Genomic DNA, 22,483 nt, shown 5'->3' with positions numbered 1-22,483 from the left:
AAAGCAGCCACCTCGCCGTTACTCTCTCCCACAACAATGTAAACTGCCAACCCAACAACCTTTCTAGCGCTCTCAGCGGCCCGCTGTGCGATGTTCTCCCACAAGATGTAAACTGACACCCCGTTAATCCACAGCATCCCACAGCGTCATACAGGAGACTCTACAGGGCTGTTTCTTTTGTGTTTTTTGTACGAAAAAATAAAAAATGCAGTTGGGGGGGGTAGGGTTGTAAATGTGTTTAGCCCAAAATGGTTGACGGATTTCACGTGACCAGCGCTGATGTGGCTTCGTTATATACCTATAGCTATAGCGAAAGATCCTCGTAGAGTTCCAGCCACACCAGAAACAGACGATTATCCTGATATTTACACTGGGTTTATTTTGATTTGATCTGATTTATTTGGTTATTGGCGATAGGGTGGTGGCATCTGTCGAATTTAAGCAGAGTATTGCGAAAGATCTTCTGGTAAGGAGAATGGGGGGGGTTCAGGCGTGAGTTTACCGCGCTGGGCGGGCTGAAAGATCATCTCTCTGTGGTCATTTATAAGGTCGGCTGACGACTTTATAACAGGTTTATAAGGTTGTGAGACGACCTTAGAAGTTATTTTATAAGGTTGTGAGACGACCACCAATAAGACTAAACCCCCTAAAACCTAATAAGAACTTAACTAAACCCTAATAAGATCGAAAAGGTCAAGCTCAAGGTCATGGTGAACTGGTGTTCACTGTGTGGTGGTTATTAGGTAATTGCATGCATTCGCTCCGCTCACTGCTCCGCCACTTTAGATCTATGTGGTAATAGGCCATGCCTGTCAGTGAACAGTCACGCCCTATAACCCTCCATAGCCCATCACAACAACCTACGGTTGCTGTTCTGTGTGTCGGGTAACCCTGCCTACGGCAACCAGCGTCACACGCTGCTATGTGTGGGAGACAAGCGCAAGCGCGGCAGCCCATGTGATGCGAGCACGGCGCAGCGGGAGACATATTCGACCAGCCTAACTGGGGGCGGCGGGATTGCTTCGTGGCTTCGCTGGAGCCTTTCTACGGCGTTATAATGGGGCAGGTAATACGATGGTACTGCTATAACATTAATCCTCTCAGAGCGCTTTACACAGCGATTTAGCCCTGTTGACAAAGAAGTGCTAATAATGTAGTGTTACATTGAGGTATTATAAATTTTAGCAAGATAATGCTTTCTATTTTAATCGAATACTGATATAATAGATATTAGTAGGGTAATGATTTCTTTACTGAATCCTCGAACGAAAGACCACACCGCCTGGCGGTGTTACTAAATTGGTACAAAAAGACCTCCGCGAATAATTCTATCAATAGAACGGAGAACCCAATGAACAAACCAAAATCCCAACGATTCGACCTGACCACCATGACAGGCGAACAAATCGCACAGCTGATCCTATTCGGAAAATATACCAAGTCCGCGCTGTGGGCCTTCATTTCTCGCAATGGTGGCGCTGATGCTGCACATGCACGATACCCTCAAATCGCTGTTGCGCTCCATATCCTCAAACAGGAGCGTAAAAAGGCCAAGAAATCCCGCGCGTTTCGGACTGTCCTCAAACCTCTGAGTGAAAAACTAGCTGATGGTTACAGCCTGACGTCGATCCTCGATCCTGTGCTCCAGGGGTATCGCCAGCTCTATCGTGACAAACTAGGCCTAGACCTCACCCCAGAACAGGTGATCTTGTTCCTGATAGCCACTGATTGTGTTGAGAGCCTGGAGTCATACGGCTACACCTGCACTGGTGATTTTCCAACAGCAACCGCAGTTTAACCAATACCCTGACAAACTTGAGCCGGTTCGCCCCATGGGCGATCACTGGCGAGGTCTGTTTGTACCTATACGAGGAGGAAAACAATATGAAACTGTCACTCGATGATGAGACGTACATGATTTTGCGCGAGGAGTCGGATCGACTGGGGATGCCCGTTCCCAGGATGATCCGCAACATGTGCCAGAACTTGGCGCGACATATCCAGAAACGCAACGACCAGGACGACAACCAACCACCAACGAACCCACAGGGGAATACTGATGAGCGCGACAGCAGAAAATAAAGTTATTAAAGAACCATCCCTGATTGTTCCAAAACGCCTGACAGCTCACAAAATCGTTGTAAAGAGCACAGGGGAGGTGATCAGAGTAACGAATGACCATCGAATTATTTACGGTCATCTCGAAGATCAGTTTCGTAGTCTGACAAATCCAAAAAATATTGCAGCAGGTAGGTCAAATGGTCATTACTACGATTCAGACGAAAATCTCGCTATCCGGAACGGCGTATCCGAATACATATTCAAAAAAGTGAAAAAAGATCTCAAGACGCTGGGCCTCATTGACTGGAAAACGCCCAAAGCAAAGAAGTCAGGTCACGCCTGTGAATATTTTGTTAAACATCTCCTCGATGTTGACCACACTCTGGAACTCATCTACCGAGAACTGCCGAACGGTCAGCCGTCGTATAATTATGAGCGCGTCAGTGGTCAGAAGACCAAGAAGAAAAAATCAGCAGAACCAACAAACGAGGCGAGGAAAAACGATGGCAAATCCGATCAGGACAATATTGGAAAACCAAGCGGCGTACCTCCTGTGGATGCTCCTGTCGATGTTGATTTATCCGGTAGTAATGATTCATTAATCGGTGATTTGCCTTTGGCAAATCCGTTAACAGGTGCTGATGCGGTGAACGGTGCGAAACGGTGGGAAACGCCACAGCGTGCCAACATCGAGGAGTTGATGTACTGGCGCGAGGAAGGAGCATCTGGATTCGGCTTTATGGAGTACGGCGAGGAACACGGTGAAACTGATGTTGACAGGATCGCTGCTCTGATTGACCAACATTACCTCGATGCTCTCAATCAAATCACGATCTTCGATGAAAACGGTGTGGTTACTGAAAAGTTTATCAATGCGCTGAGCGGTGACGCAGCTCCTAAACGTAATACAGATGGGTCGTTGCAAAAATACGGCTTCGCTTATGCAATGGCGATGGCGTACCAAGCTGACCGTGATGGAACACTTTCTCACAAAGAAATCTCGGACAGCATTACACATTGGATAGGGTCGGCACTACCTGAACACATCCCGGCGCACCTACTACCAGAACCAGAATTTTAAAATCAAAAAGAGAGCCCCTTTTTAACATGATGGAGGACACTTGAATGACATTGCACCCAGCGTAAGCGCTGATCCTAAAATCTCACGGTTGCTAAAGAACCGCTCCCGAGACCACAACTTACTCCGCCTTGCGAAGAATTTGCTCATCCGGGGTATGCCTCCCGGCAAGGTCTCACTTTTGTTGCGCCTGGATTATCAAAAGGTTTTAGACCTTTATGAAAACTCGTATAACCCGCGATGCAGGCGGCTAGCCAGGCCTAACCAGTTCCAGCAGCAGAGGTCGGCGGCGAGGCTGTTCGAAGATGGCTCTAGTCTTATCGAAATATGCACAATCCTCGATTTGCCCTTATTCAGCGTTGTTTCGTACCTTCAAAAATCTGAAATACCACAAGCTGAGATACTGGCCCGAATGCCTAATGATGGTCATCCGTTGATGGCTGATTTCAAGAAAACGGCGAAGAGGCACGCCCAGCGCAAACAAAAATCCCCGCAGCTCCACTAAAGCTTTGACTCTACTAGATTATTTATCCTATCTGCCGCTGATGGCAGCCATTTTCCTATGGTTGCGCGACGGCTTAAAACTCCACAGGAGGTACAGAAATGACACTGAACAGCATCAAGAATGCGCTGTTTGCAGCGATGCACGGAATGACGAAAGAGGAATACGACCTACAGAAGGCCCATGACAACCTGAAAGACATAACGGATCGTTTCTTGGTGGAACATCCAGAATATTTAGCAGCCGTGCCAGCCGCGCCGCAGACCGTTTCTAAAACTACCATCATTAAAATGCTGGGTGCGGGCGCGGATGTGTTTAAGCCGTCCGATATCGACCCGGAAGCGCTGGAACGTGCCAAAGCCGTTTGCCGGAAGATGGTCGCTGACAGCCCCGACCAATACTGCCACATTGTTAGACAACAGGGGGTGTAATGACAAACAAGGTGATTCTTGAAACCGTAAATACTGTTTCTTGGAGTGTTGATAACAATTCCTATGCCCGAGCAAGGAAAAAAATACTCTCTCTTAAAGCAGCCCACGAGAAACCAGCCGAAAAGCTAGCGAAATCCCAGCAGCGTATCGCCAATAGTGAAGGCCGGGCGGCACTAGCCGCAGCTAAGGCCCAGACTCAACGTCTCAAACAAGCCCAACAGCTTGGCAAAGAACAGCAAAAACAGGCCCAGATACAGGCGAAGCAAGCAGCAGCCGAACAAAGCCACGCCAGGAAAATGGCGAACCTTGCAGCGAAGAGTCAGAGCGACCAGGCAAGAAGTGCCGAGGCTCTGGCCCGCCAGAATATGCGACTTGCTCGTATCTCTGAAAAGGTGCGAGCCGCGAGCCAACACCGGGCTATGGCATACAACCCTGATGCACCATCCATAGGCCGTGAGCACTACAACCCGGCGGTTGCCGCTCGTCAAAATGCACAAATGGCCCGTGGCGCTGCTGCCGTTGCTGCTGAAATCACAGCACAAAAGCGGTCACTGGCGATTGAAGAGAAGAAGGAAGCGGCGCTTAAGCGCGAGGTGACGTATTACAACAGCCTGAGAAAGTCGGCTCTGACCCTAGCTAATGTGAACGGCGCTGATGTGGCAACCCGGTATAAAGCTATAAGCGCCGCCAAACAAGTGCTTGAGCTACAAAAACGTGAAAATTATACGGTCGAAGAGACCCGCTTCGAAATGGCTAGAATCACCAGTGAACTCAGGAAGCAAGCAAGGCTACAACAACGCATCACCCGTGAGCAGAAAGCCGCTGGCGCTCGCGCTGGACGTATACGCACAGAAGGCCGGGGAGGTCGCCCAGGTCTCGCCGCTGCCGGGGTTATTGGTGGGGCAACCTTAGTCGGCTCTCTTGGCATAGCCAGAGCGGGGCAGACCCTACAGGGCAGCCTTGAACGCAACCAGCAGATGAAAACCCTTCAATCTCAAGGTGTATCCCGTCTTGAATATGAAGCGGTGCGCGATGTCGTAGCCAACAAAACAGGCTTTAATATCTCTCCTGATAAGGCGCTTGATTTCCAGGCCGACTATCGGGACAAAGTAGGGCAACTTACTGCTAACGGAGTCTGGAAAACCGACAAGAACGGCAAGGCGACGTTATCCGGGGCAGGAGAGTTGGGCGACCTTATCAACGCCATTGCAGGCAAGTCCAATGCAGCGACGGCGAAACGGGTTGTTAAGGAGCTAGGCCGCCTCGACTTCAATACCTTCTTGGTTTATCTCAAAGATCTCCAAAAAACGTTCAGATTTTCTGATCAGGAAACGGCAGCGTTCGCAGAAAGTATCAACGACGCGAGCAAAGTATTACCCGCCTTTGCCGACGGTGGTGAGGCTGTCCAGAAACGTATGAATGACCTGGCCCGGAATGGTTACGCCTTATCGGATGCACAGCAAGAACAGTTAAATCGCCTCGGCGCTCTCTCAATTGAATATTCAAGAATTAACAATTCGTTGAGCGATACCTTCAGTGCGGGATTCGTCTCTGGGCTTAGTGAGTACGCCGCCAACACCGACAACCTAAGCAAAGGTTTTTCAGGTCTGATTCCAATTACAGACGGTCTGGGTAAATCGTTGGGCGAGATGTCGGCGGCAGTCCTCAAACTGACTTCCTGGTTTAGCTCTATCGACCCAACGCCCGAAAACAAGCACGAAAGACTGGCGAGCAATGGCGTCTACTATGAAGATTCCGCCGTCGGCAGGCTCTGGGCCTCTATCAAAAAGACTGCCGAAACCTTTACCGGGGCTAGTGTTATCCCTGGAGTCACCCAGACACCACAGGCTGCCCTTGGTCCTGGCACAGCCTGGAACACCAAGCCGTTGTCATTCGGTGCGCCATCGTTGAGCTACAGGCCACAACAACCAACGTTCAACCCATCCGGCCTTAATGTCATGGCACGGCGGCAGCCAAGCATTAATATCGCCGGGCAAGCTAGCATCTCCCAGCAGATGGACGTTTTTGTCCATGATGGTGCTGTTAAAAATCTTATCGATACCGCGCTGCGTGATAATAATCAGGCCCAGAACAACATGCTTTTGGGTATTGTTCCTTAATTACCTCCACACAAACGCCTCCATGATGAGGTATTAATAAAGTTATGAGAATGATAATTATTATCCTTTAAATTTCACGGGTTTTATGGTAAAATATTGATAAGGAAGAAAAAACATGCGTACTACTGCCGTTGTTATTCTTGTCTACCTTCCTGACTAAAATCGGCAGCGTTATCCTCTCAAGATGCCAGCCGCTTTTATTGAGTGTTTATCCGTGAATCCTGAATAAAAGAAAATCTTCTCCGTTCTTGGATCGGGGATTTGCCAAAAGACCTGCCTCCTCGCAGGCCATCGCCACGATGCAAACTGGCCTGAGTTAGCGCCGTTTCTCAACGGCCTGGATTCCGCAAACGTTGCGGCGCTGCTCCCCCTATCTCTCCTGTCAGTGATATTTATACCGGGCGGTTATCCGCTTCGGTTATTTTTTACTGATTGGAATACCAAATAAAGAAGGCCATCTCTCCCGATGGCTTTTTTTGTATCTAAAGGCAGAAATGTCAAATTTCACGCCGATTAAAAATAACTCTGATGGAGAAAAAAAATATGGCTTTTGAATATGAAAGTAAGTCACCGCAGGACGTGCTGGTTTATACCGACGATCCTGTATTTCACAAACGCACGGTGATCCTTGATCTGGTTGCTGATGTAAATTGTGGCGACGTTATCAACCCAACCACAGGCGCAGCTTATACCGCCGCTGACGGTGATGATTGTGCTGTATCCCTGCAAAACCAAATCGCAGGTGACGCACGAAGCTTGGTGATTAGTGATCGTGGTTGTGTGTTCAACCCGGCTGGACTGGTCGTTGCTACTGAGTCCAAGAGCGCTGCATACATCGCACTTCAAGCTGCTGGCAATCGTATTGCCGACGCTAACACCACCATCTAATCAAGGAGTGATAATAATATGAAATTAAATGATTTTACTAATATGAGCGGCCAGTTTGTTAAACCTTTCGGTGAAGGCTTCCTTCTGTCCAGCTTAGGGATCTTTACCGCACGTCCGAGTGATACGCAAATCATCGCTTTAGACACCCTGGAAGACGTACAGAGAGAAATTACCCAGAGCCAAGCGAGGTATGGCAGCTCCATGTCAGCTCTGAACTTCCCGAAAGCCGCAAACGTTACGGTCACCAGCCCATTACATGTATATAGCTCAACCATCACAAGCCAGGATTGGCAGGGGAAGCGTCAACCCGGTGAAAACCGTCAAATGACCGCCGAAGATGTGGTTGCTAGTCATACTCTGAAGCACTACCTGCAAACCCGCCGTGATGTTGAGTTCCAGATGGCGCAAAGTCTTCTGCATAACGTGACTGAGGCAACACACCTACGTGAAGGCCCAACCATTCACTGGGATCAGTTCTGGGGTATTAGCCAGCCGTCTGCTGTGGTGAAAACTGGCACCAGTGCCAATGTCATTACTGAGATGCAGAACGCTGTCACTCTGCTGAAGAAAAATCTGGGTGGCTGGGCTTCCAGCATTAAGCAGGTTTATCTGCTGGCTTCACCTTCGTTATTCACCGCCATTCAGGCAAACCCAACCGCATATCAGGCCGCCTTATTTGGTGCTACGTCCCGTGACATCATTTTCCCTGACACCTTGGGTGCATATGATCGATATAACATCGGGCGCGTAACTGTGGTGCAGGTTGATGATCCGTTGTATGGCATTGCAGACGGCGAGGGCTACATGTTGGCGACGTTCAATAACATCGTCGAAGGTGACCTTTCACCGTACATGACTTATCAGACTCCGGCGAGCCGTCATGCAGAGGTGGCGAATGGCCCTGTTTACCCGTCTTACCACTACGTTCTGCGCGATAAATTTATGAACTATGAAGTGGTATCAGAACTCAGTCAGATTCAGATCCCGATGCGTCCTGATTTCTGTCTAAAAATCACGATGGATAACGCAGCGTAAGAAAACGGCCTTGGTATCGCAGGGCGATTAACGGTAATTACCGTTAACCCGCTGGCGGGTACATTTGGGGGCAAATTGTCCCCACCGTAAAAAAGCCCAGCAGGGCGAGGCAAAGTAGAGGAGATAAATATGAAGTTACAGCTAATCGGGAAGGGCAATCTTCCCTTGCTAACGTTCATTCTCGATGGTGGCACTGATGACAGCATTTTGAATGTGTCAGCCATTTCCAGGCGTTTGGGGTGCTCTCGAAGCTCCCTCATTGACCGCATACGCAACTATGGTTTTGAATCTGCTATCAAGCATTTTCTAACTGAAAAGAGAAAACGAAAGCAGAAAATGTAAAGCCGGGGCAACCCGGTTTTTTTGTGTCTGCAATATGCCTGTGGGACACATTTTGGGACACAAGCTGGGACACATGGCGATTTTCTAATCAAAAAGGTCGATTTTAGGGGGTTGTGTCTTTGGCTTCCCGCTGGCATGATCCTGAGCAGGGATTAACGGGACGTTAATCGCATGATTTTCATTATTTGACTCGGGGTGCCCTTCTTTGTAAAGGCTGAGAAATACCCGTACCACCTGATCTGGATAATGCCAGCGTAGGGAAGTCAGATGCCTGTCCGGTATCCCTTCTTCACGCCGGACAGGAGCCTGCAATGCAACCTGACCTGCTACCCGGCCATCGTGCCGCATCTGTTTTAACCCAATTACGCCTTTCCTCTCCATTGGTGCACTGCATGACTAACGACGTGGTGCAGAACTTTACCGCTAACGTTTTGCTCGCCATTGGCGCCTCACCTGCAATGGTGATCGAGGCCGAAGAGGCCGCGCAGTTTAGCGCTGCGGCCAGCGCTTTATTAGTTAACATCGGGACGCTGACCGCTGAACGCAGCCATGCGATGCTCGCTGCCATTCACTCCGCTGATAAATCTTCTACACCCTGGGTACTTGACCCCGTAGCCGTTGGCGGCCTTGCTTTCCGAAGCCAGTTTGCCCGCGAAATCCTTGCGCTGCATCCTGCTGCCATTCGTGGTAATGCCTCTGAAATCCTTGCTCTGGCCGGGGTGAATACCGGTGGGCGCGGTGTGGACAGTACCGATGATGCCCTTAGCGCACTGCCTGCCGCCCGGCAGCTTGCCCTGCAAACCGGAGCCATCGTCGCCGTTACGGGTGAGCGCGACTATGTGACCGACGGGCTAAAAACCTGGGCAATAGCCGGTGGAGACAAATTGATGACGCGCGTGGTGGGCACGGGCTGCGCGCTCTCCGCCGTAGTTGCCGCCTGTAGCGCCTTGCCTGGCTCGCTGCTCGATAACGTCGCCTCCGCCTGCCAGTTTATGAAACTTGCGGGCGGCCAGGCGGTTGCTGCCAGCAGCGGCCCCGGTAGTTTCATTCCGGCCTTCCTGGACGCGCTTTACCATCTTCAACCGGAGGCTCTGGCATGAAGGGCTTAAAACGTGTTAACGCCCTGACGATTGCCGGGACGGATCCCAGCGGTGGCGCAGGTATCCAGGCAGATTTAAAAACCTTCTCCGCGCTTGGCGCGTATGGCACAAGCGTCATTACTGCGCTGGTGGCGCAAAACACCCAGGGCGTGCAGTCGGTTTATCGTATTGAGCCTGATTTCGTGGCGGCACAGCTGGATTCGGTGCTGAGCGACGTGCGCATCGATACCATCAAAATTGGCATGCTGGCCGAAACGGATATCGTCGAGGCGGTGGCCGGGCGGCTCGCATTCTATAAGGCGCAAAATGTGGTGCTGGATACGGTGATGCTGGCGAAAAGCGGCGATCCGCTGCTTGCCCCGTCGGCGGTGGAAAGCCTGCGCCGTCGCCTGCTGCCCCAGGTAGCCTTAATCACGCCGAATCTTCCGGAGGCGGCAGCGCTGCTGGATGCGCCACAGGCAATCAGTGAAAAAGAGATGAAAGAGCAGGGCGATGCTTTGCTGGCGATGGGCTGCCGGGCGGTGCTGATGAAGGGCGGTCACCTTGACGATACCGAAAGCCCGGACTGGCTGTTTACGCGAGAGGGTGCACAGCGCTTTACCGCACCAAGAGTGCAAACCCGCCACACTCACGGCACGGGCTGTACGCTTTCTGCGGCGCTGGCCGCACTTCGTCCGCGTTATGACGACTGGCCGCAGACGATAGACGCGGCGAAAAAATGGCTGTCAACAGCGCTGGAGCAGGCCGATTCCCTGGAGGTCGGGAAGGGGATTGGCCCGGTACATCATTTTCATGAATGGTGGTAAGGGGTAATAGCACGCTAAGCCCATTGGGCTATAATGGCGTTACTTCATCCCCCGGACATTTTTGTTTATGGAACAGGCTCATACCCAGCTAGTGGAACAGCTCCGCCAGCGATTAACCGCTGCGGACAACATGCCGCTGTACCTGAAATTTGCCGAAACGGTAAAGGCGGCGGTGCGCAGCGGCATCCTGCCGCAGGGGAATATACTGCCGGGTGAACGGGATCTGAGCCAGCTGACCGGCGTCTCGCGCATTACCGTTCGTAAAGCGATGCAGGCGCTGGAGGACGAAGGGGTAGTGACGCGTTCCCGGGGGTACGGCACGCAGATTAATAATACTTTTGAATACTTTCTCAAAGAGGCGCGCGGCTTCTCGCAGCAGGTCATTTTACGCGGCAAAAAGCCTGATACGCTGTGGGTGAACAAGCGCGTGGTGCAGTGCGACGCAGAAGTCGCCGGGCAGCTGAAGCTGCCCGTAAACAGCGATGTGTTTCTGCTGAAGCGCATTCGCTATGTGGATGAGGACGCGGTTTCCATTGAGGAGTCCTACGTGCCGGGGGAGCTGATTGCGGATGCGGATGACATCGGCGTTTCGCTTTACGACTATTTCCGCAGCCGCAATATTATCCCCCAGCGCACCCGCAGCCGGGTCAGCGCCAGGATGCCGGACAGCGAGTTCCAGGCGCATATTAAACTGGAAACGCCGGTGCCGGTTCTGGTGATCAAACAGGTGGCGTTCGATCCGCAGAACCAGCCCATCGAGTACAGCATCAGCTACTGCCGCAGCGATTTATACGTGTTTGTCTGCGAGGAGTAGGGATTCGTTCAGCTCGGCGTAGGTCGGGGCGCAGTCGCCGCCACGGTGGTTGACGACATAAGAGGCAACGGCGTTCCCCAGGCAGACCGCCTCGCTCAGGCTCCAGCCGGCGGCAAGACCCGCCAGCGTACCGCCCGCGTGGCTGTCGCCTGCACCAATCGTATCCACTACCTTTGTCGGGAACGGCGCTGCCAGAACAACCCCATCGGCGCAGGCGGACCAGGCACCTTCTTTATCGAGACGCACAATCAGCGGCGAGCCAAAGCGAACCAGCCAGGCGCTGCATATTTCCTGTATATCCTGCGGCGGCACATCCAGCCACCCGGCGGCAATGGCTGCCTCCTGACGATTGAGCGAGATGATGGGTTTACAGGCCATGATCCTCTTCAGCAGCGGGGCGGGGATATCGGCGATGCGCGGCCCGAAGTCGATATACGGCGTCACGCCCTCAAGCGTTTCGAGCCAGCTGACCAGCAGCTCCGCGCACGGCCCCGCCAGCTGATAGCCCGAAAGCGACAGCAGCGTACCGGGAGCAAGATCAAGCCGGTCAAGCCACCCCTGATTCCACTGATGCTCAACGCCCCTGAACGACATAAACGTCCGTTCGCCGTCCGGCTCGACCAGCGCCAGGCACCAGCCGTTATCGCCTTCATCGGTGTGAATCTCACTTTGGATGCCCTGCGCCTGCAGGCTGCTGCGGATAATGGAGGCCCAGGTGCCCACGCCGACGGGGAGGGCGTTCTTCGCCTCAACGCCTAAACGCGACAGGGTAAGGGCGATGTTCAGCGCGCAGCCGCCAATATTAACGCTCTGCTGCTGGAGCTCTATATCGCAGCCGCGCCACGGCAGGGAGTAGGCATCGGCAATTACGTCGATAACAGCCGAGCCCAGTACGCAAACCGGGCGTCTGGCGGTCAGCTCCGGCAGCCGCTCACGCAGTTCATTAGCCTGCATCTTTCGCCTCCCGAAGCTTGCGATAGCCCATAAAGATGCGGCTGTAGCGGGTGAAGTCGAGCTGGTTAACGTCATCCAGCTCGGCTTTCAGCGCGGGATCTATACTTTCCACGCCGTTCAGCGCGCCGCAGATAGCTGTCGCCATTGCGCCAATCGTATCCGTGTCGCCGCCCAGGTTGGCGCATAAAATCGCGCAGCGGTTGGCGTCGGTCCCGGCTAGTTCGACCATTGCTACCGCCGCCGCAACGGATTCAATGGTGCTGGTGCCCGTGCCAATCAGCTGATAAACCGTCTCCGTGCCGGACTCCGTGCCGCGCGCGGTTCTGGCCACGTCCAGCGCCAGCTCGATGCGCGCGCCGAGGGAAGCGTTAAAAGTGGTCACTTTCCTCTCTTGTGCGTGACGGGCAACGGCAGGCAGCTCATCGCAAATAGTTTTCCAGCTCGCCCCTTCAATCGCTCTGGAGACAGCCCAGGCGATAACCACCGCCCCCGCAATGGCGAGATCTGATTTATGCGTCGGGCTGGAGGCGTTCGCCACTTCATCGATGAAGACATCCAGCGAATGCGTTGGCAGCAGGCAGCCCAGCGGGGAGGCGCGCATGGCGGCTCCGTTGGTCACGCCGTTGTTTTCCAGCTCGCTGACCGGCGTGCCTTCTTTGATGGCCCGCAGCGCGATTTTCGACGTGGGTCCCAACACATTTTTATTGAACGCATCGAAGCCCTCAGCCCAGCGCAAAATATGCTGGCCGATGGTATCGGGATTGATTTTTCCGTCATGCTCAATGATGGCATCCGCCAGCGCCAGCGCCATGGAGGTATCGTCGGTGAAGCGGGCGCGGCCAAAGTAGCAGGCGGCGTTGTTTTCCGCAGGCCCCGGCAGAAAACGGTCTATCCAGCCGAAGTGAGCCTTAACGCGCGAGCGTGGCCAGAGTTCTGAAGGCATACCCATCGCGTCGCCCAGCGCCTGGCCGTAGAAGGCCCCAAGAATACGATTTTCCATCATTATGCTTCCTTTAAAGCTTTTTCAGATTCACTGCCGGCAACGGCAATGGTGGCAATCTCTTTGTCCGACTCCCGGAAGAAGACGATAAACAGCACGGCGATAACGGCGATCATCACGGCGCCAAAGCCCCACATCCCCGCCCAGTTAAAGCTCTGGCCGTTAACCGGCGTCGGGTAGGCGAACAGTTTTTCCATCATTTTGCCGCCCAGGCTGTAGCCGAGCAGGCTGCCGAAGCCCTGACAGCAAAGGGTAATCAGCCCCTGAGCGGCGGTACGCATGTACACCGGCGATTTCTTGTCCACGTAGATATAGGCGGTGACGTAGTAGAAGTCGTAGCTCACGCCGTGCAGCAAAATGCCGAGGAACAGCAGGCCATAGGTAAAGATGTGATCGGCCCCGCCGTAGACGAAGAAGCCATAGCGGATGGCGGCGGTCACCAGCCCAAGCAGCAGAACCTTTTTAATACCAAAGCGTTTGGTGAAGAAGGGCAGCGCCAGCATAAAGAAGATTTCAGAGAACTGGCCCAGCGTCATCCAGCCGGTGGCGTTATGCATGCCGACTTCGGTCAGATAGCCGTTGGCGAAGATGTAATAGAACGCCAGCGGCATGGCGAATAGAAACGAGCAGATGAAGAAGACGAGGAAGTTCCTGTCCTTGAGCAGCACGATAGCGTCCAGGCCCAGCATCACCTTCAGGCTCAGTTTGCCGGTGCTTTTCGGCGGCGTGTTCGGCAGCGTCAGGGCGAAGAAGCCCAGCAGCAGGGAGCTGGCTGCGGTAATGAGCAGGGGAACGTTAGTTGGCGAAATATCGCTAAAGCCGAGCATCTGCGGCAGGAATCCGCAGGCGACGCCGGAGGCAATCCAGCCGATGGTGCCCATCACGCGGATGCGGGGGAATTCTCGCTCCACGTCGTCAACGTTGGAAAACGCGATGCTGTTAGTCAGCGCGATGGTAGGCATATAGGTCAGCGAGTAGGCCAGCAGCAGGGGGAAGAAGCTGCTGAACTCGGTTTGCTGCGCGGCGAAGAACATCAGCACGGAACCCACAAACATCAGCAGGGCCAGCACCTTTTGCGCGGCGAAAAATCTGTCCGTCAGCGAACCAACCAGAATCGGCGAGAGGATCGCAGCAATAGCTGTGCAGGCATAGGACCAGCCTATCTCCGAGGCGCTAAAGCCGCTTTTACTCAGGAACAGCCACAGGGGCACAAACCAGGCACCCCAGATGAACCATTCGATAAACATCATGAATGAAAGGCTTATTGTTGTACGTTTCATTTTTACGTCCTTCACAATCGGCGGTGGGTACACCTTAACCCTACCACTTGATAATACCTTTTAAATACCTTTACATGAATTCTATGACCGCCGTTGCAAAAATAGCGCCGCTGGCCGCCTGGCGTTACAGGTCGGAACAGGCCGAAAGTGCTCCTTATGCTGGCGAAGGACGCGAGTCGCTACCAGGCTTAGGACTGCCCTTTGCGACGCTCAGGGCCAGGACATTTATCCTCAGCGGGCAGGGTGCTCGCTGACCTTACGGGAGCTTATTATGACTGATATTGCGCAACTACTTGGCAAAGACGCCGACGGCCTGTTACAGCATCGTTGTATGACTATTCCGGCAGAACAGCTCTACCTGCCCGGCTCGGATTACGTAGACCGCGTGATGGTGGACAACAACCGCCCGCCTGCGGTGCTGCGAAACATGCAGACGCTGTATAACACCGGGCGGCTGGCCGGGACGGGCTACCTGTCTATTTTGCCTGTCGACCAGGGCGTTGAACACTCCGCCGGGGCGTCGTTTGCGGCTAACCCTCTCTATTTCGATCCGAAGAACATCGTCGAGCTGGCGATTGAAGCGGGCTGTAACTGCGTGGCCTCAACCTACGGCGTGCTGGCTTCGGTATCACGCCGCTACGCGCACCGCATTCCCTTCCTGGTGAAGCTGAACCACAACGAAACCCTGAGCTACCCGACAACCTACGACCAGACGCTGTACGCAAGCGTTGAGCAGGCGTTCAATATGGGCGCGGTAGCGGTAGGGGCGACGATTTACTTTGGCTCGCCGGAGTCCCGCCGGCAGATAGAAGAGATCTCCAGCGCCTTCGAGCGCGCCCACGAGCTGGGTCTGGTGACCGTGCTATGGGCCTATCTGCGTAACTCAGATTTCAAGAAAGACGGCGTGGATTATCACGTCAGCGCGGATCTGACCGGGCAGGCCAACCACCTTGCGGCAACGATTGGCGCGGACATCGTGAAGCAGAAAATGGCCGAGAACAACGGCGGCTATAAAGCCGTTAACTTCGGCTATACCGACGACCGCGTCTACACCAAACTGACCAGCGATAACCCCATCGATCTGGTGCGCTACCAGCTGGCAAACTGCTATATGGGACGCGCGGGATTGATTAACTCCGGCGGCGCGGCTGGGGGGGAAACGGATCTGACCGACGCCGTGCGCACTGCGGTCATCAATAAACGTGCAGGCGGCATGGGCCTGATTCTGGGACGCAAAGCGTTCAAGAAATCCATGTCCGACGGCGTGAAGCTGATCAACGCCGTACAGGATGTTTATCTGGACGGCAAAGTCACCATCGCCTGACAATAGGTTGTAAGCCCCTCTCTGTTCAGGAGAGGGGTTCCTGCTCATCCCTCCTGTTTTTACATCGTTAATCTCGTCACAATTCGATAACAATTTGTGAAAAGTGTCACGCCACCTTGTGCACATGTCCAAAAAATGGCCGTCATTTACGCACCTTTGAACGAGGCGAAGGTGAAAATTTACGCATAAAGTTGTTGCTGAAACGCTGTTTTAAATTTTGATTCAGGCCCACCTTCCTTCCGATATCGTTCCGTTTTTGCAGCAGAAGTGGCACCGATTAACCGAATTCGTCGTTAAAAAAGGACATCCACGATTGTGAAAATTACCTCTGTAAATGTGACCGTTTTTACCTATCCAACCCGCCGCGTTGCCGACAGCGCCGGGCATTCGCACCCGGGTGAAGAGAGCCTGGCAAAAATGGCGATGCTGACCATTACGACTGATGAAGGGGACTGCGGCTACGCTTTCGCTCCGCCGGAGGTGGTTCGCCCTTATGTAGTAAACGCCTTCTTCCGCAAGGTGCTGGTAGGGCAGGACCCCTTCAACCGTGAGCGTATCTGGCAGGATCTTGTGCACTGGCAGCGCGGCAGCGCCCATCAGCTTACCGAACGCGCACTCTCATTCGTTGAGCAGGCGCTGTGGGATTTGATTGGCCGCAGGCTGAAAGTGCCGGTCTATAAGCTGCTCGGTGGTTTTCGCGATAAGGTTCCGGCTTACGGCAGCACCATGTGCGGGGACGAGCTGGCGGGCGGGCTTTCCACGCCGGATGAGTTCGGCCAGTTTGCCGAAAAGCTGGTGGCGCGGGGCTACAAGGCCATCAAGCTGCATACCTGGATGCCGCCGGTGGCGTTTGCACCCGATCCAAAGATGGATGTAAAAGCCTGCGCGGCGGTGCGTGAGGCGGTGGGACCGGACATTGACCTGATGCTTGACGGCTACCACTGGTACAGCCGCAGCCAGGCGCTGTATATCGGCAAGGCGCTGGAGAAGCTCAACTTTGCCTGGTTCGAAGAGCCGATGGAAGAGGAGAGCATGGCCTCCTACGTGTGGCTTGCGGAGAATTTATCCATCGACGTGGTGGGCCCGGAGAGTCTGGGCGGCAAACACCACAGCCGGGCCGACTGGGTTAAGGCCGGTGCCTGCGACATCCTGCGGGCGGGGGCAAACGGCGTGGGCGGGATCGCCCCCTGCATGAAAGTTGCCGGCCTGGCAGAAGCCTACGGCATGGATTGCGAGGTGCACGGCAACGGGGCGGCGAGCCTTGCCGTTGTCGGGGCTATTCGTAACTGCCGCTGGTACGAGCGGGGTCTGCTGCATCCGTTCCTCGAATACGATGAGCCAGCCGCTTACCTCAACAGCATCGTCGACCCGATGGACTCTGAAGGTTTCGTACATCTGCCGCAGCGCCCTGGGCTTGGGGAAGACATCAATTTTGATTACATAGAGACGCATACCGTCAGCCGCGACGAATAATCGCAAACATAATAATCCCGGCGCGAATGACGCCGGGGAAAACTGACCCTACAAACGGTATCCAATATGAACAGAAGCTCCCGACCGGGGGCGTGGCTGCTCACGCTCCTTTTCATGTTCGGTAGCGCGTCGGCGGCGGCAAAAACGCCCCCCGACCAGCTGATTATCGGCATGAATATGAACAACCTGCTGACGCTCGATCCGGCCGCCATGACCGGCAACGAGGTCGTTGGGCTGGTGGTTAATCTCTATGATTCGCTGGTGGAGCTGGATCCCGCGCAGCTTACCCATGTGCGCCCGGCGCTGGCAACGTCCTGGGCTGTGTCAGAGGACGGCAACCGCCTGACTTTCCATCTGCGCGACGGGGTGAAGTTTCACTCCGGAAATGCTTTGACCGCCGATGATGTCGTCTGGTCGATGCGCCGCGTATTGCATCTGAACCTTGCCCAGGCGTCCGTCTGGAAATCTTACGGCTTTACTAAGCAAAACGTCGATGAGCACGTCAAAGCGCCCGATGCCTCAACGGTAGAAATTACCCTGCCGAAAGCCAACGATCCTCAGCTGGTGATTTACTCGCTGGCGGCGCTGGGCAGCGTAGTGGTGCTCGACAGCAAGACCGTGCAGCAGCATGTACAGAATAATGACTGGGGCAACCGCTGGCTGACGACCAACGAAGCCGGGTCAGGGCCGTTCAGCCTGGAAGTCTGGCAGGCGAAAGATGTCCTGCGTATGAAGCGCAATCCTGAATACTGGCGCGGCGAGCCAAAATTAAGCCGCGTGGTGTTCCGCCATTTTCAGGAGTCCCAGACGCTGCGGCTGATGATTGCTAAAGGGGATCTGGATATCGCCAGCAATATGGCGGTGTCGGACGTCAACGCCCTGCGGGAAGATCCCGACCTGACGGTTGACGCCGTCAAAAAAGGGACGATTTACTACGTGGCGATGAGCATGAAAGAGGCGCATTTTGCTAACCCGAAGGTGCGCGAAGCCGTGCGCTACCTGATTGATTATCAGGGGATTAACAAAGCGCTGATGCCGGGTTACGGCGTGCTGCACCAGCGGCCAATCCAGTCCGGCATGCCCGCCACGCTGCCCGATCCTGGCTATGCTCTGGACGTGCCACGCGCGAAGAAGCTGCTGGCCGAGGCCGGGTATCCTGACGGGTTTGATACCACGCTGCGCGTGCTTGCCGATCAGCCTTTCCTGAATATCGCTATTGCCGTGCAGTCGACGCTGATGCAGGCGGGTATTAACGCGAAAATCATCACCGGTACCGGCAACCAGATTTACGGCGCGATGCGAGAGCGCCGGTTCGACATGCTGGTCGGGCGCGGCGGCAGCGGCGTGGAGCCTCATCCTCACTCCAGCCTGCGGTCGCTGGTTTATAACCCGGATAACAGCGATGCCGCCCGGCTGACCAACTTCCAGGGCTGGCGCACCAGCTTCTACGACAAAACGCTCAATCAGCAGATAGACCGGGCGCTTGTGGAACGCGATCCGCGAAGGCAGCAGGAAGAGTATCAGGCGATTCAGGTGCGCTATGACACTTTAATTCCGGCGCTGCTGCCCGTTTCGCAAATGGTGGATTCCGTGGTGGTTCGCAAAGAGGTGCATAACTATCAGCCGCACCCGTCAGCGACAACGTTCCTGCGCGATGTTTATAAATCGCCTGCCGGGGAGGATAAATCATGAGCATGATTCTGCTTGCGCCGGGCGGGCGCACCCGGCGCTTTTCCCGCCGCGTCGGTCAGGTACTTATTACTTTGTTCGGCCTGCTGTTGCTGACCTTCTTCATTGGGCGGGTGATGCCCATCGACCCCGTGCTGGCGATTGTCGGCCCGGACGCGGACCAGAGCACCTATCAGCAGGTTTATCACCAGCTTGGGTTCGACAAATCGCTGGCCACGCAGTTCTGGATTTATCTGGGCGGCCTGCTGCACGGCGACCTGGGCAACGCGCTGCTGACCGGAAAGCCGATGCTGGACGATATCCTGCGGGTCTTCCCGGCCACGCTTGAACTGGCAACGGTGGCGATCGTTGTCGGCGCGGGCCTTGGCATTCCGCTTGGCGTCTGGGCCGCCGCTCGCCGCAACAGCATTGTCGATTATGCGGTGCGTATTATCAGCCTGGCCGGCTACTCCACGCCGATTTTCTGGGTGGGGATGATGGGTCTGCTGCTGTTTTACGCCTGGCTTGGCTGGGTGGGCGGTGCAGGACGGATTGACCTGGGGCTGGATGGCTTAGTGCCGCGCCGCACCGGGCTGCTGCTGGTGGATGCATTGCTGGCCGGCAACGGCAGCGTATTTTTTAACGCGCTGAATCATCTGGTTCTGCCCGCGTGCCTGCTGGGCTTTCACTCCCTGGCCTACATCAGCCGCATGACGCGCAGCTTTATGCTGGCGCAGCTCTCGCAGGAGTTCATCATTACCGCCCGCGTAAAGGGGCTGACCGAGCGGCAGGTTATCTGGAATCACGCCTTCCGCAATATTCTTGTACAGCTTCTGACGGTGGTCGCGCTGGCTTACGGCTCATTGCTGGAAGGGGCGGTACTTATCGAAACCGTCTTCTCCTGGCCGGGATTTGGCTCCTATCTGACGGGCAGCCTGCTGCTTGGGGATATGAATGCGGTAATGGGCTGCGTGCTGGTGGTCGGGGCGATCTTCGTGCTGCTTAACCTGCTGTCGGACATGCTTTATCAACTCTTTGATCCGAGGACGAAATGATGACCGTTTCCTTTGGTACGCCTCAGATTACCCGGGCAGATGAACGCGCTCAGTCCTTCAGGCGCGCGGTCATGCGAACCTGGGGATTCATCGGCAAGATGGCGCGCAATCCGCTGACGGCAATCGGCGGGGGAATTGTCTTTCTGCTGCTGATGGTGGCGATTTTCGCCCCCTGGATTGCACCGTTTAACCCGCTGGTTCAGGATCTCAACCACGCGTTAAGTCCGCCGGGCGCGACGCACTGGTTCGGCACCGATGAGTTTGGACGCGACATTTTCAGCCGTCTGGTTTATGGCTCGCGCATTACCCTCTACATCGTGCTGCTGGTGTCGATAACCGTCGGGCCGCTTGGCCTGCTGCTTGGCGTCACGGCGGGTTACTTCGGCGGCAGGGTTGATATGGTGCTGATGCGGATCACCGATATTTTTATCTCCTTCCCGAGCCTTGTGCTGGCGCTGGCTTTTGTCGCCGCCCTGGGGCCAGGCCTTGAGCACGTTGTTATTGCGATTACGCTCACCGCCTGGCCGCCCATTGCCCGTCTTGCCCGCGCCGAAACGCTTTCATTACGGCAGGCAGATTTTATCTCTGCCGTTCGCCTACAGGGCGCGTCGCCGGTTCGCGTGCTGTGGCGGCATATCGTGCCGCTGTGCATGCCCTCGGTGATTATTCGCATCACCATGAACATGGCGGGAATTATTCTCACCGCCGCAGGGCTGGGATTTCTGGGGCTTGGCGCGCAGCCGCCCGATCCTGAGTGGGGGGCGATGATTTCGAGCGGACGCACCTACATGATGGAGTGCTGGTGGGTAGTAACCATTCCGGGGCTGGCGATCCTCATCAACAGCCTGGCATTCAATTTTCTGGGAGACGGCCTACGTGACATCCTCGATCCGCGCGGCGAATAGCTCGCCAGCACTGCTTGACGTACGCGACCTGAACGTAACGTTCGTTAATGGCCGCCAGCAAACCCACGCGGTGCGTGGCGTTTCCTTCCAGCTTGGCCGCGAGAAGCTGGCCATTGTCGGCGAGTCCGGCTCCGGTAAATCCACGGTGGGGCGCGCCTTGCTACAGCTTCATCCTTCAAAAGCGCAGATTACCGCCGAATGCATGCAGTTTAGCGATATTGATCTGCTGCGCGCGACGGACGCACAAATGCGAGAGGTAAGAGGCAGGCGCATTTCCATGATTATGCAGGACCCGAAATATTCCCTGAACCCGGTGATGTGCGTCGGGGATCAAATTGCGGAAGCGTGGCTGACGCACCATCGCGTCGGGCATAAAGAAGCGAAGCAAAAGGTGCTGGAAATGCTGGAAGTGGTGCGCATTCGCCAGCCGGAACGCGTTTACCACCTCTATCCCCATGAGGTGTCCGGCGGGCAGGGGCAGCGGATCATGATTGCCATGATGCTGATTACCGACCCGGAAATGGTGATTGCCGACGAACCGACTTCCGCGCTGGATGTGTCAGTGCGTTTGCAGGTGCTGGCGCTGCTGGATGATTTAGTGCAGTCGCGCGGGCTGGGGCTGATTTTTATCAGCCACGATATCAACCTGGTGCGCAGCTTCTGCGATTGGGTGCTGGTGATGTACGCCGGGCGTGTGGTTGAGTCCATTGCCGCTGACGAATTGCATAATGCGCGGCATCCTTACACCCAGGGGCTGATCAACGCGCTGCCGGATATGGATAAACGCCGGGATCATCTGCCGGTTTTACAGCGCCAGGCCAGCTGGCTTAGCGAATAAGGGGGAACTATGTCGATGATTGCGGTCAGCCAGCTCAATTTAACCTTTGGCGAAGGAACAAAAACCAACCAGGTTCTGTTTGACGTGAATTTTAGCGTGGCGCGGGGAGAAATCTTCGGCCTGGTCGGGGAGTCCGGCTCCGGGAAAACCACGGTGCTCAAGTGCCTGGCCGGGCTGTTTACCCACTGGCAAGGCGAGCTGGCCATCAACGGCTCGGCGCTGGGGCACAGCATTAACCGCGAACGCTGCCGCCTGGTACAGATGGTCTTTCAGGATCCCTACGGGTCGCTGCATCCCCGCCATACCGTTGGTGATATCCTGGAGGAGCCGTTGGTTATTCAGGGCTTCAGCGAACGGGAGGGGCGGATTCATTCCATACTCGATAAAGTCGGGCTAAACCGCGCTTTTCGCAGCCGCTATCCCCACCAGCTTTCCGGCGGCCAGCGTCAGCGCGTGGCGATTGCGCGCGCATTAATACTTGAGCCGCAGGTGTTATTGCTCGATGAACCGACGTCCGCGCTGGATGTTTCAGTGCAGGCGGAAATTCTCAACCTGCTGGCGGATTTACAGCAGGAGTCGAAACTCACCTATTTAATGGTCACGCACGATTTAGGGGTGATTGCGCACCTGTGCCACCGGGTAGCGGTGATGCAGCATGGCAAAATTCTGGAGACGATAGGCACGGAAGACTTGATATCGGGAAAAGCGAGGGTGGATTACACGCAGATGCTGGTCAATGCCAGTCGGCAGTACAGCCGGGAAATGGCGAGCAGGGTGGCGAAGTTTTAACGAGTGCCGATGCGCCGGTT

At 54.9% G+C, this 22,483-nt stretch carries 22 protein-coding genes and 1 riboswitch; of the genes, 19 read left to right on the top strand and 3 right to left on the bottom strand.

The annotated features are described in order from the left end of the window. Window positions 1-1,351 precede the first annotated feature (1,351 nt). The 12 genes from HYQ67_RS15125 to HYQ67_RS15070 all read left to right on the top strand — a co-directional run bounded on the left by HYQ67_RS15125 (window position 1,352) and on the right by HYQ67_RS15070 (window position 11,177). Window positions 1,352-1,798: a hypothetical protein gene (locus tag HYQ67_RS15125; protein WP_202304695.1), complete on the top strand. Its 447-nt coding sequence runs from the start codon at window positions 1,352-1,354 to the stop codon at window positions 1,796-1,798. Between the two features lie 86 nt (window positions 1,799-1,884). Then, window positions 1,885-2,082 (top strand): hypothetical protein, encoded by a 198-nt coding sequence (locus HYQ67_RS15120; protein WP_202304693.1) that lies wholly within the window; start codon window positions 1,885-1,887, stop codon window positions 2,080-2,082. Next, a complete protein-coding gene (locus tag HYQ67_RS15115; protein WP_202304691.1) occupies window positions 2,060-3,142 on the top strand; it encodes a DUF6945 domain-containing protein in 1,083 nt (360 codons plus the stop codon). Before HYQ67_RS15120 ends, HYQ67_RS15115 begins: the two co-directional genes overlap by 23 nt. 40 nt (window positions 3,143-3,182) lie before the next feature. Then, window positions 3,183-3,644 carry a hypothetical protein gene (locus HYQ67_RS15110; protein ID WP_202304689.1) on the top strand — a complete coding sequence of 154 codons (462 nt, stop codon included), beginning with the start codon at window positions 3,183-3,185 and terminating at the stop codon, window positions 3,642-3,644. Between the two features lie 98 nt (window positions 3,645-3,742). Further along, window positions 3,743-4,072, top strand: coding sequence for a hypothetical protein (locus tag HYQ67_RS15105; protein ID WP_202304687.1), 330 nt, complete (start codon window positions 3,743-3,745; stop codon window positions 4,070-4,072). Beyond that, window positions 4,072-6,192, top strand: coding sequence for a coiled-coil domain-containing protein (locus HYQ67_RS15100; RefSeq protein ID WP_202304686.1), 2,121 nt, complete (start codon window positions 4,072-4,074; stop codon window positions 6,190-6,192). The genes HYQ67_RS15105 and HYQ67_RS15100 overlap by 1 nt, the downstream gene beginning before the upstream one ends. Window positions 6,193-6,735: 543 nt before the next feature. Further along, window positions 6,736-7,080 (top strand): hypothetical protein, encoded by a 345-nt coding sequence (locus HYQ67_RS15095; RefSeq protein ID WP_202304685.1) that lies wholly within the window; start codon window positions 6,736-6,738, stop codon window positions 7,078-7,080. An 18-nt stretch (window positions 7,081-7,098) separates the two neighbouring features. Then, window positions 7,099-8,115: a major capsid protein gene (locus HYQ67_RS15090; RefSeq protein WP_202304684.1), complete on the top strand. Its 1,017-nt coding sequence runs from the start codon at window positions 7,099-7,101 to the stop codon at window positions 8,113-8,115. A gap of 129 nt (window positions 8,116-8,244) precedes the next feature. Beyond that, the gene (locus HYQ67_RS15085) at window positions 8,245-8,457 is read left to right on the top strand and encodes a hypothetical protein (RefSeq protein ID WP_202304683.1); all 213 of its coding nucleotides are present in this window, start codon (window positions 8,245-8,247) and stop codon (window positions 8,455-8,457) included. 181 nt (window positions 8,458-8,638) lie between these two features. Beyond that, a riboswitch (TPP riboswitch) is annotated at window positions 8,639-8,735 on the top strand. Between the two features lie 33 nt (window positions 8,736-8,768). Then, complete coding sequence (gene thiM, locus HYQ67_RS15080) at window positions 8,769-9,557, top strand: hydroxyethylthiazole kinase (protein ID WP_202304682.1); 789 nt, start codon at window positions 8,769-8,771, stop codon at window positions 9,555-9,557. Next, window positions 9,554-10,363, top strand: coding sequence for a bifunctional hydroxymethylpyrimidine kinase/phosphomethylpyrimidine kinase (gene thiD, locus HYQ67_RS15075; RefSeq protein ID WP_202304681.1), 810 nt, complete (start codon window positions 9,554-9,556; stop codon window positions 10,361-10,363). Before thiM ends, thiD begins: the two co-directional genes overlap by 4 nt. Window positions 10,364-10,430: 67 nt before the next feature. Next, entirely contained in the window at window positions 10,431-11,177 is a 747-nt protein-coding gene (locus tag HYQ67_RS15070; protein WP_202304680.1) for a GntR family transcriptional regulator, read from the top strand. Here HYQ67_RS15070 and HYQ67_RS15065 read toward each other — a convergent pair. Genes HYQ67_RS15065 through HYQ67_RS15055 form a run of 3 tightly spaced genes read right to left on the bottom strand, consistent with a single transcriptional unit; the run spans window position 11,151 to window position 14,411 of the window. Continuing rightward, entirely contained in the window at window positions 11,151-12,131 is a 981-nt protein-coding gene (locus tag HYQ67_RS15065; protein ID WP_202304679.1) for a PfkB family carbohydrate kinase, read from the bottom strand. The genes HYQ67_RS15070 and HYQ67_RS15065 overlap by 27 nt on opposite strands. Further along, window positions 12,121-13,134 (bottom strand): ADP-ribosylglycohydrolase family protein, encoded by a 1,014-nt coding sequence (locus HYQ67_RS15060; RefSeq protein ID WP_202304677.1) that lies wholly within the window; start codon window positions 13,132-13,134, stop codon window positions 12,121-12,123. Before HYQ67_RS15060 ends, HYQ67_RS15065 begins: the two co-directional genes overlap by 11 nt. Beyond that, on the bottom strand, window positions 13,134-14,411 hold the full coding sequence (locus tag HYQ67_RS15055; RefSeq protein ID WP_202304675.1) for a nucleoside permease: 1,278 nt from the start codon (window positions 14,409-14,411) through the stop codon (window positions 13,134-13,136). The genes HYQ67_RS15060 and HYQ67_RS15055 overlap by 1 nt, the downstream gene beginning before the upstream one ends. Before the next feature lie 271 nt (window positions 14,412-14,682). Between HYQ67_RS15055 and fbaB the strand changes: the two genes are divergently transcribed. The 7 genes from fbaB to HYQ67_RS15020 all read left to right on the top strand — a co-directional run bounded on the left by fbaB (window position 14,683) and on the right by HYQ67_RS15020 (window position 22,463). Then, window positions 14,683-15,735 (top strand): class I fructose-bisphosphate aldolase, encoded by a 1,053-nt coding sequence (gene fbaB / locus HYQ67_RS15050; RefSeq protein WP_202304673.1) that lies wholly within the window; start codon window positions 14,683-14,685, stop codon window positions 15,733-15,735. Between the two features lie 315 nt (window positions 15,736-16,050). Beyond that, window positions 16,051-17,208, top strand: a complete 1,158-nt coding sequence (locus HYQ67_RS15045; RefSeq protein WP_202304671.1) for an enolase C-terminal domain-like protein — start codon at window positions 16,051-16,053, stop codon at window positions 17,206-17,208. A gap of 66 nt (window positions 17,209-17,274) precedes the next feature. Continuing rightward, the gene (locus HYQ67_RS15040; RefSeq protein WP_202304669.1) at window positions 17,275-18,900 is read left to right on the top strand and encodes an ABC transporter substrate-binding protein; all 1,626 of its coding nucleotides are present in this window, start codon (window positions 17,275-17,277) and stop codon (window positions 18,898-18,900) included. Continuing rightward, window positions 18,897-19,931 (top strand): ABC transporter permease, encoded by a 1,035-nt coding sequence (locus HYQ67_RS15035; protein WP_202304667.1) that lies wholly within the window; start codon window positions 18,897-18,899, stop codon window positions 19,929-19,931. The genes HYQ67_RS15040 and HYQ67_RS15035 overlap by 4 nt, the downstream gene beginning before the upstream one ends. Then, window positions 19,931-20,836, top strand: coding sequence for an ABC transporter permease (locus HYQ67_RS15030; RefSeq protein WP_202304732.1), 906 nt, complete (start codon window positions 19,931-19,933; stop codon window positions 20,834-20,836). The genes HYQ67_RS15035 and HYQ67_RS15030 overlap by 1 nt, the downstream gene beginning before the upstream one ends. Next, window positions 20,808-21,674 carry an ATP-binding cassette domain-containing protein gene (locus HYQ67_RS15025; RefSeq protein WP_202304665.1) on the top strand — a complete coding sequence of 289 codons (867 nt, stop codon included), beginning with the start codon at window positions 20,808-20,810 and terminating at the stop codon, window positions 21,672-21,674. The genes HYQ67_RS15030 and HYQ67_RS15025 overlap by 29 nt, the downstream gene beginning before the upstream one ends. 15 nt (window positions 21,675-21,689) lie before the next feature. Continuing rightward, window positions 21,690-22,463: an ABC transporter ATP-binding protein gene (locus tag HYQ67_RS15020; protein WP_202304730.1), complete on the top strand. Its 774-nt coding sequence runs from the start codon at window positions 21,690-21,692 to the stop codon at window positions 22,461-22,463. Window positions 22,464-22,483 lie beyond the last annotated feature (20 nt).

This window comes from Dryocola clanedunensis subsp. sulfonylureivorans, from assembly GCF_016756775.1.
Lineage (GTDB): Bacteria > Pseudomonadota > Gammaproteobacteria > Enterobacterales > Enterobacteriaceae > Dryocola > Dryocola clanedunensis.
Note: the sequence above shows the minus strand (reverse complement) of the source record. Positions and strands in the feature narration are given on the sequence as shown.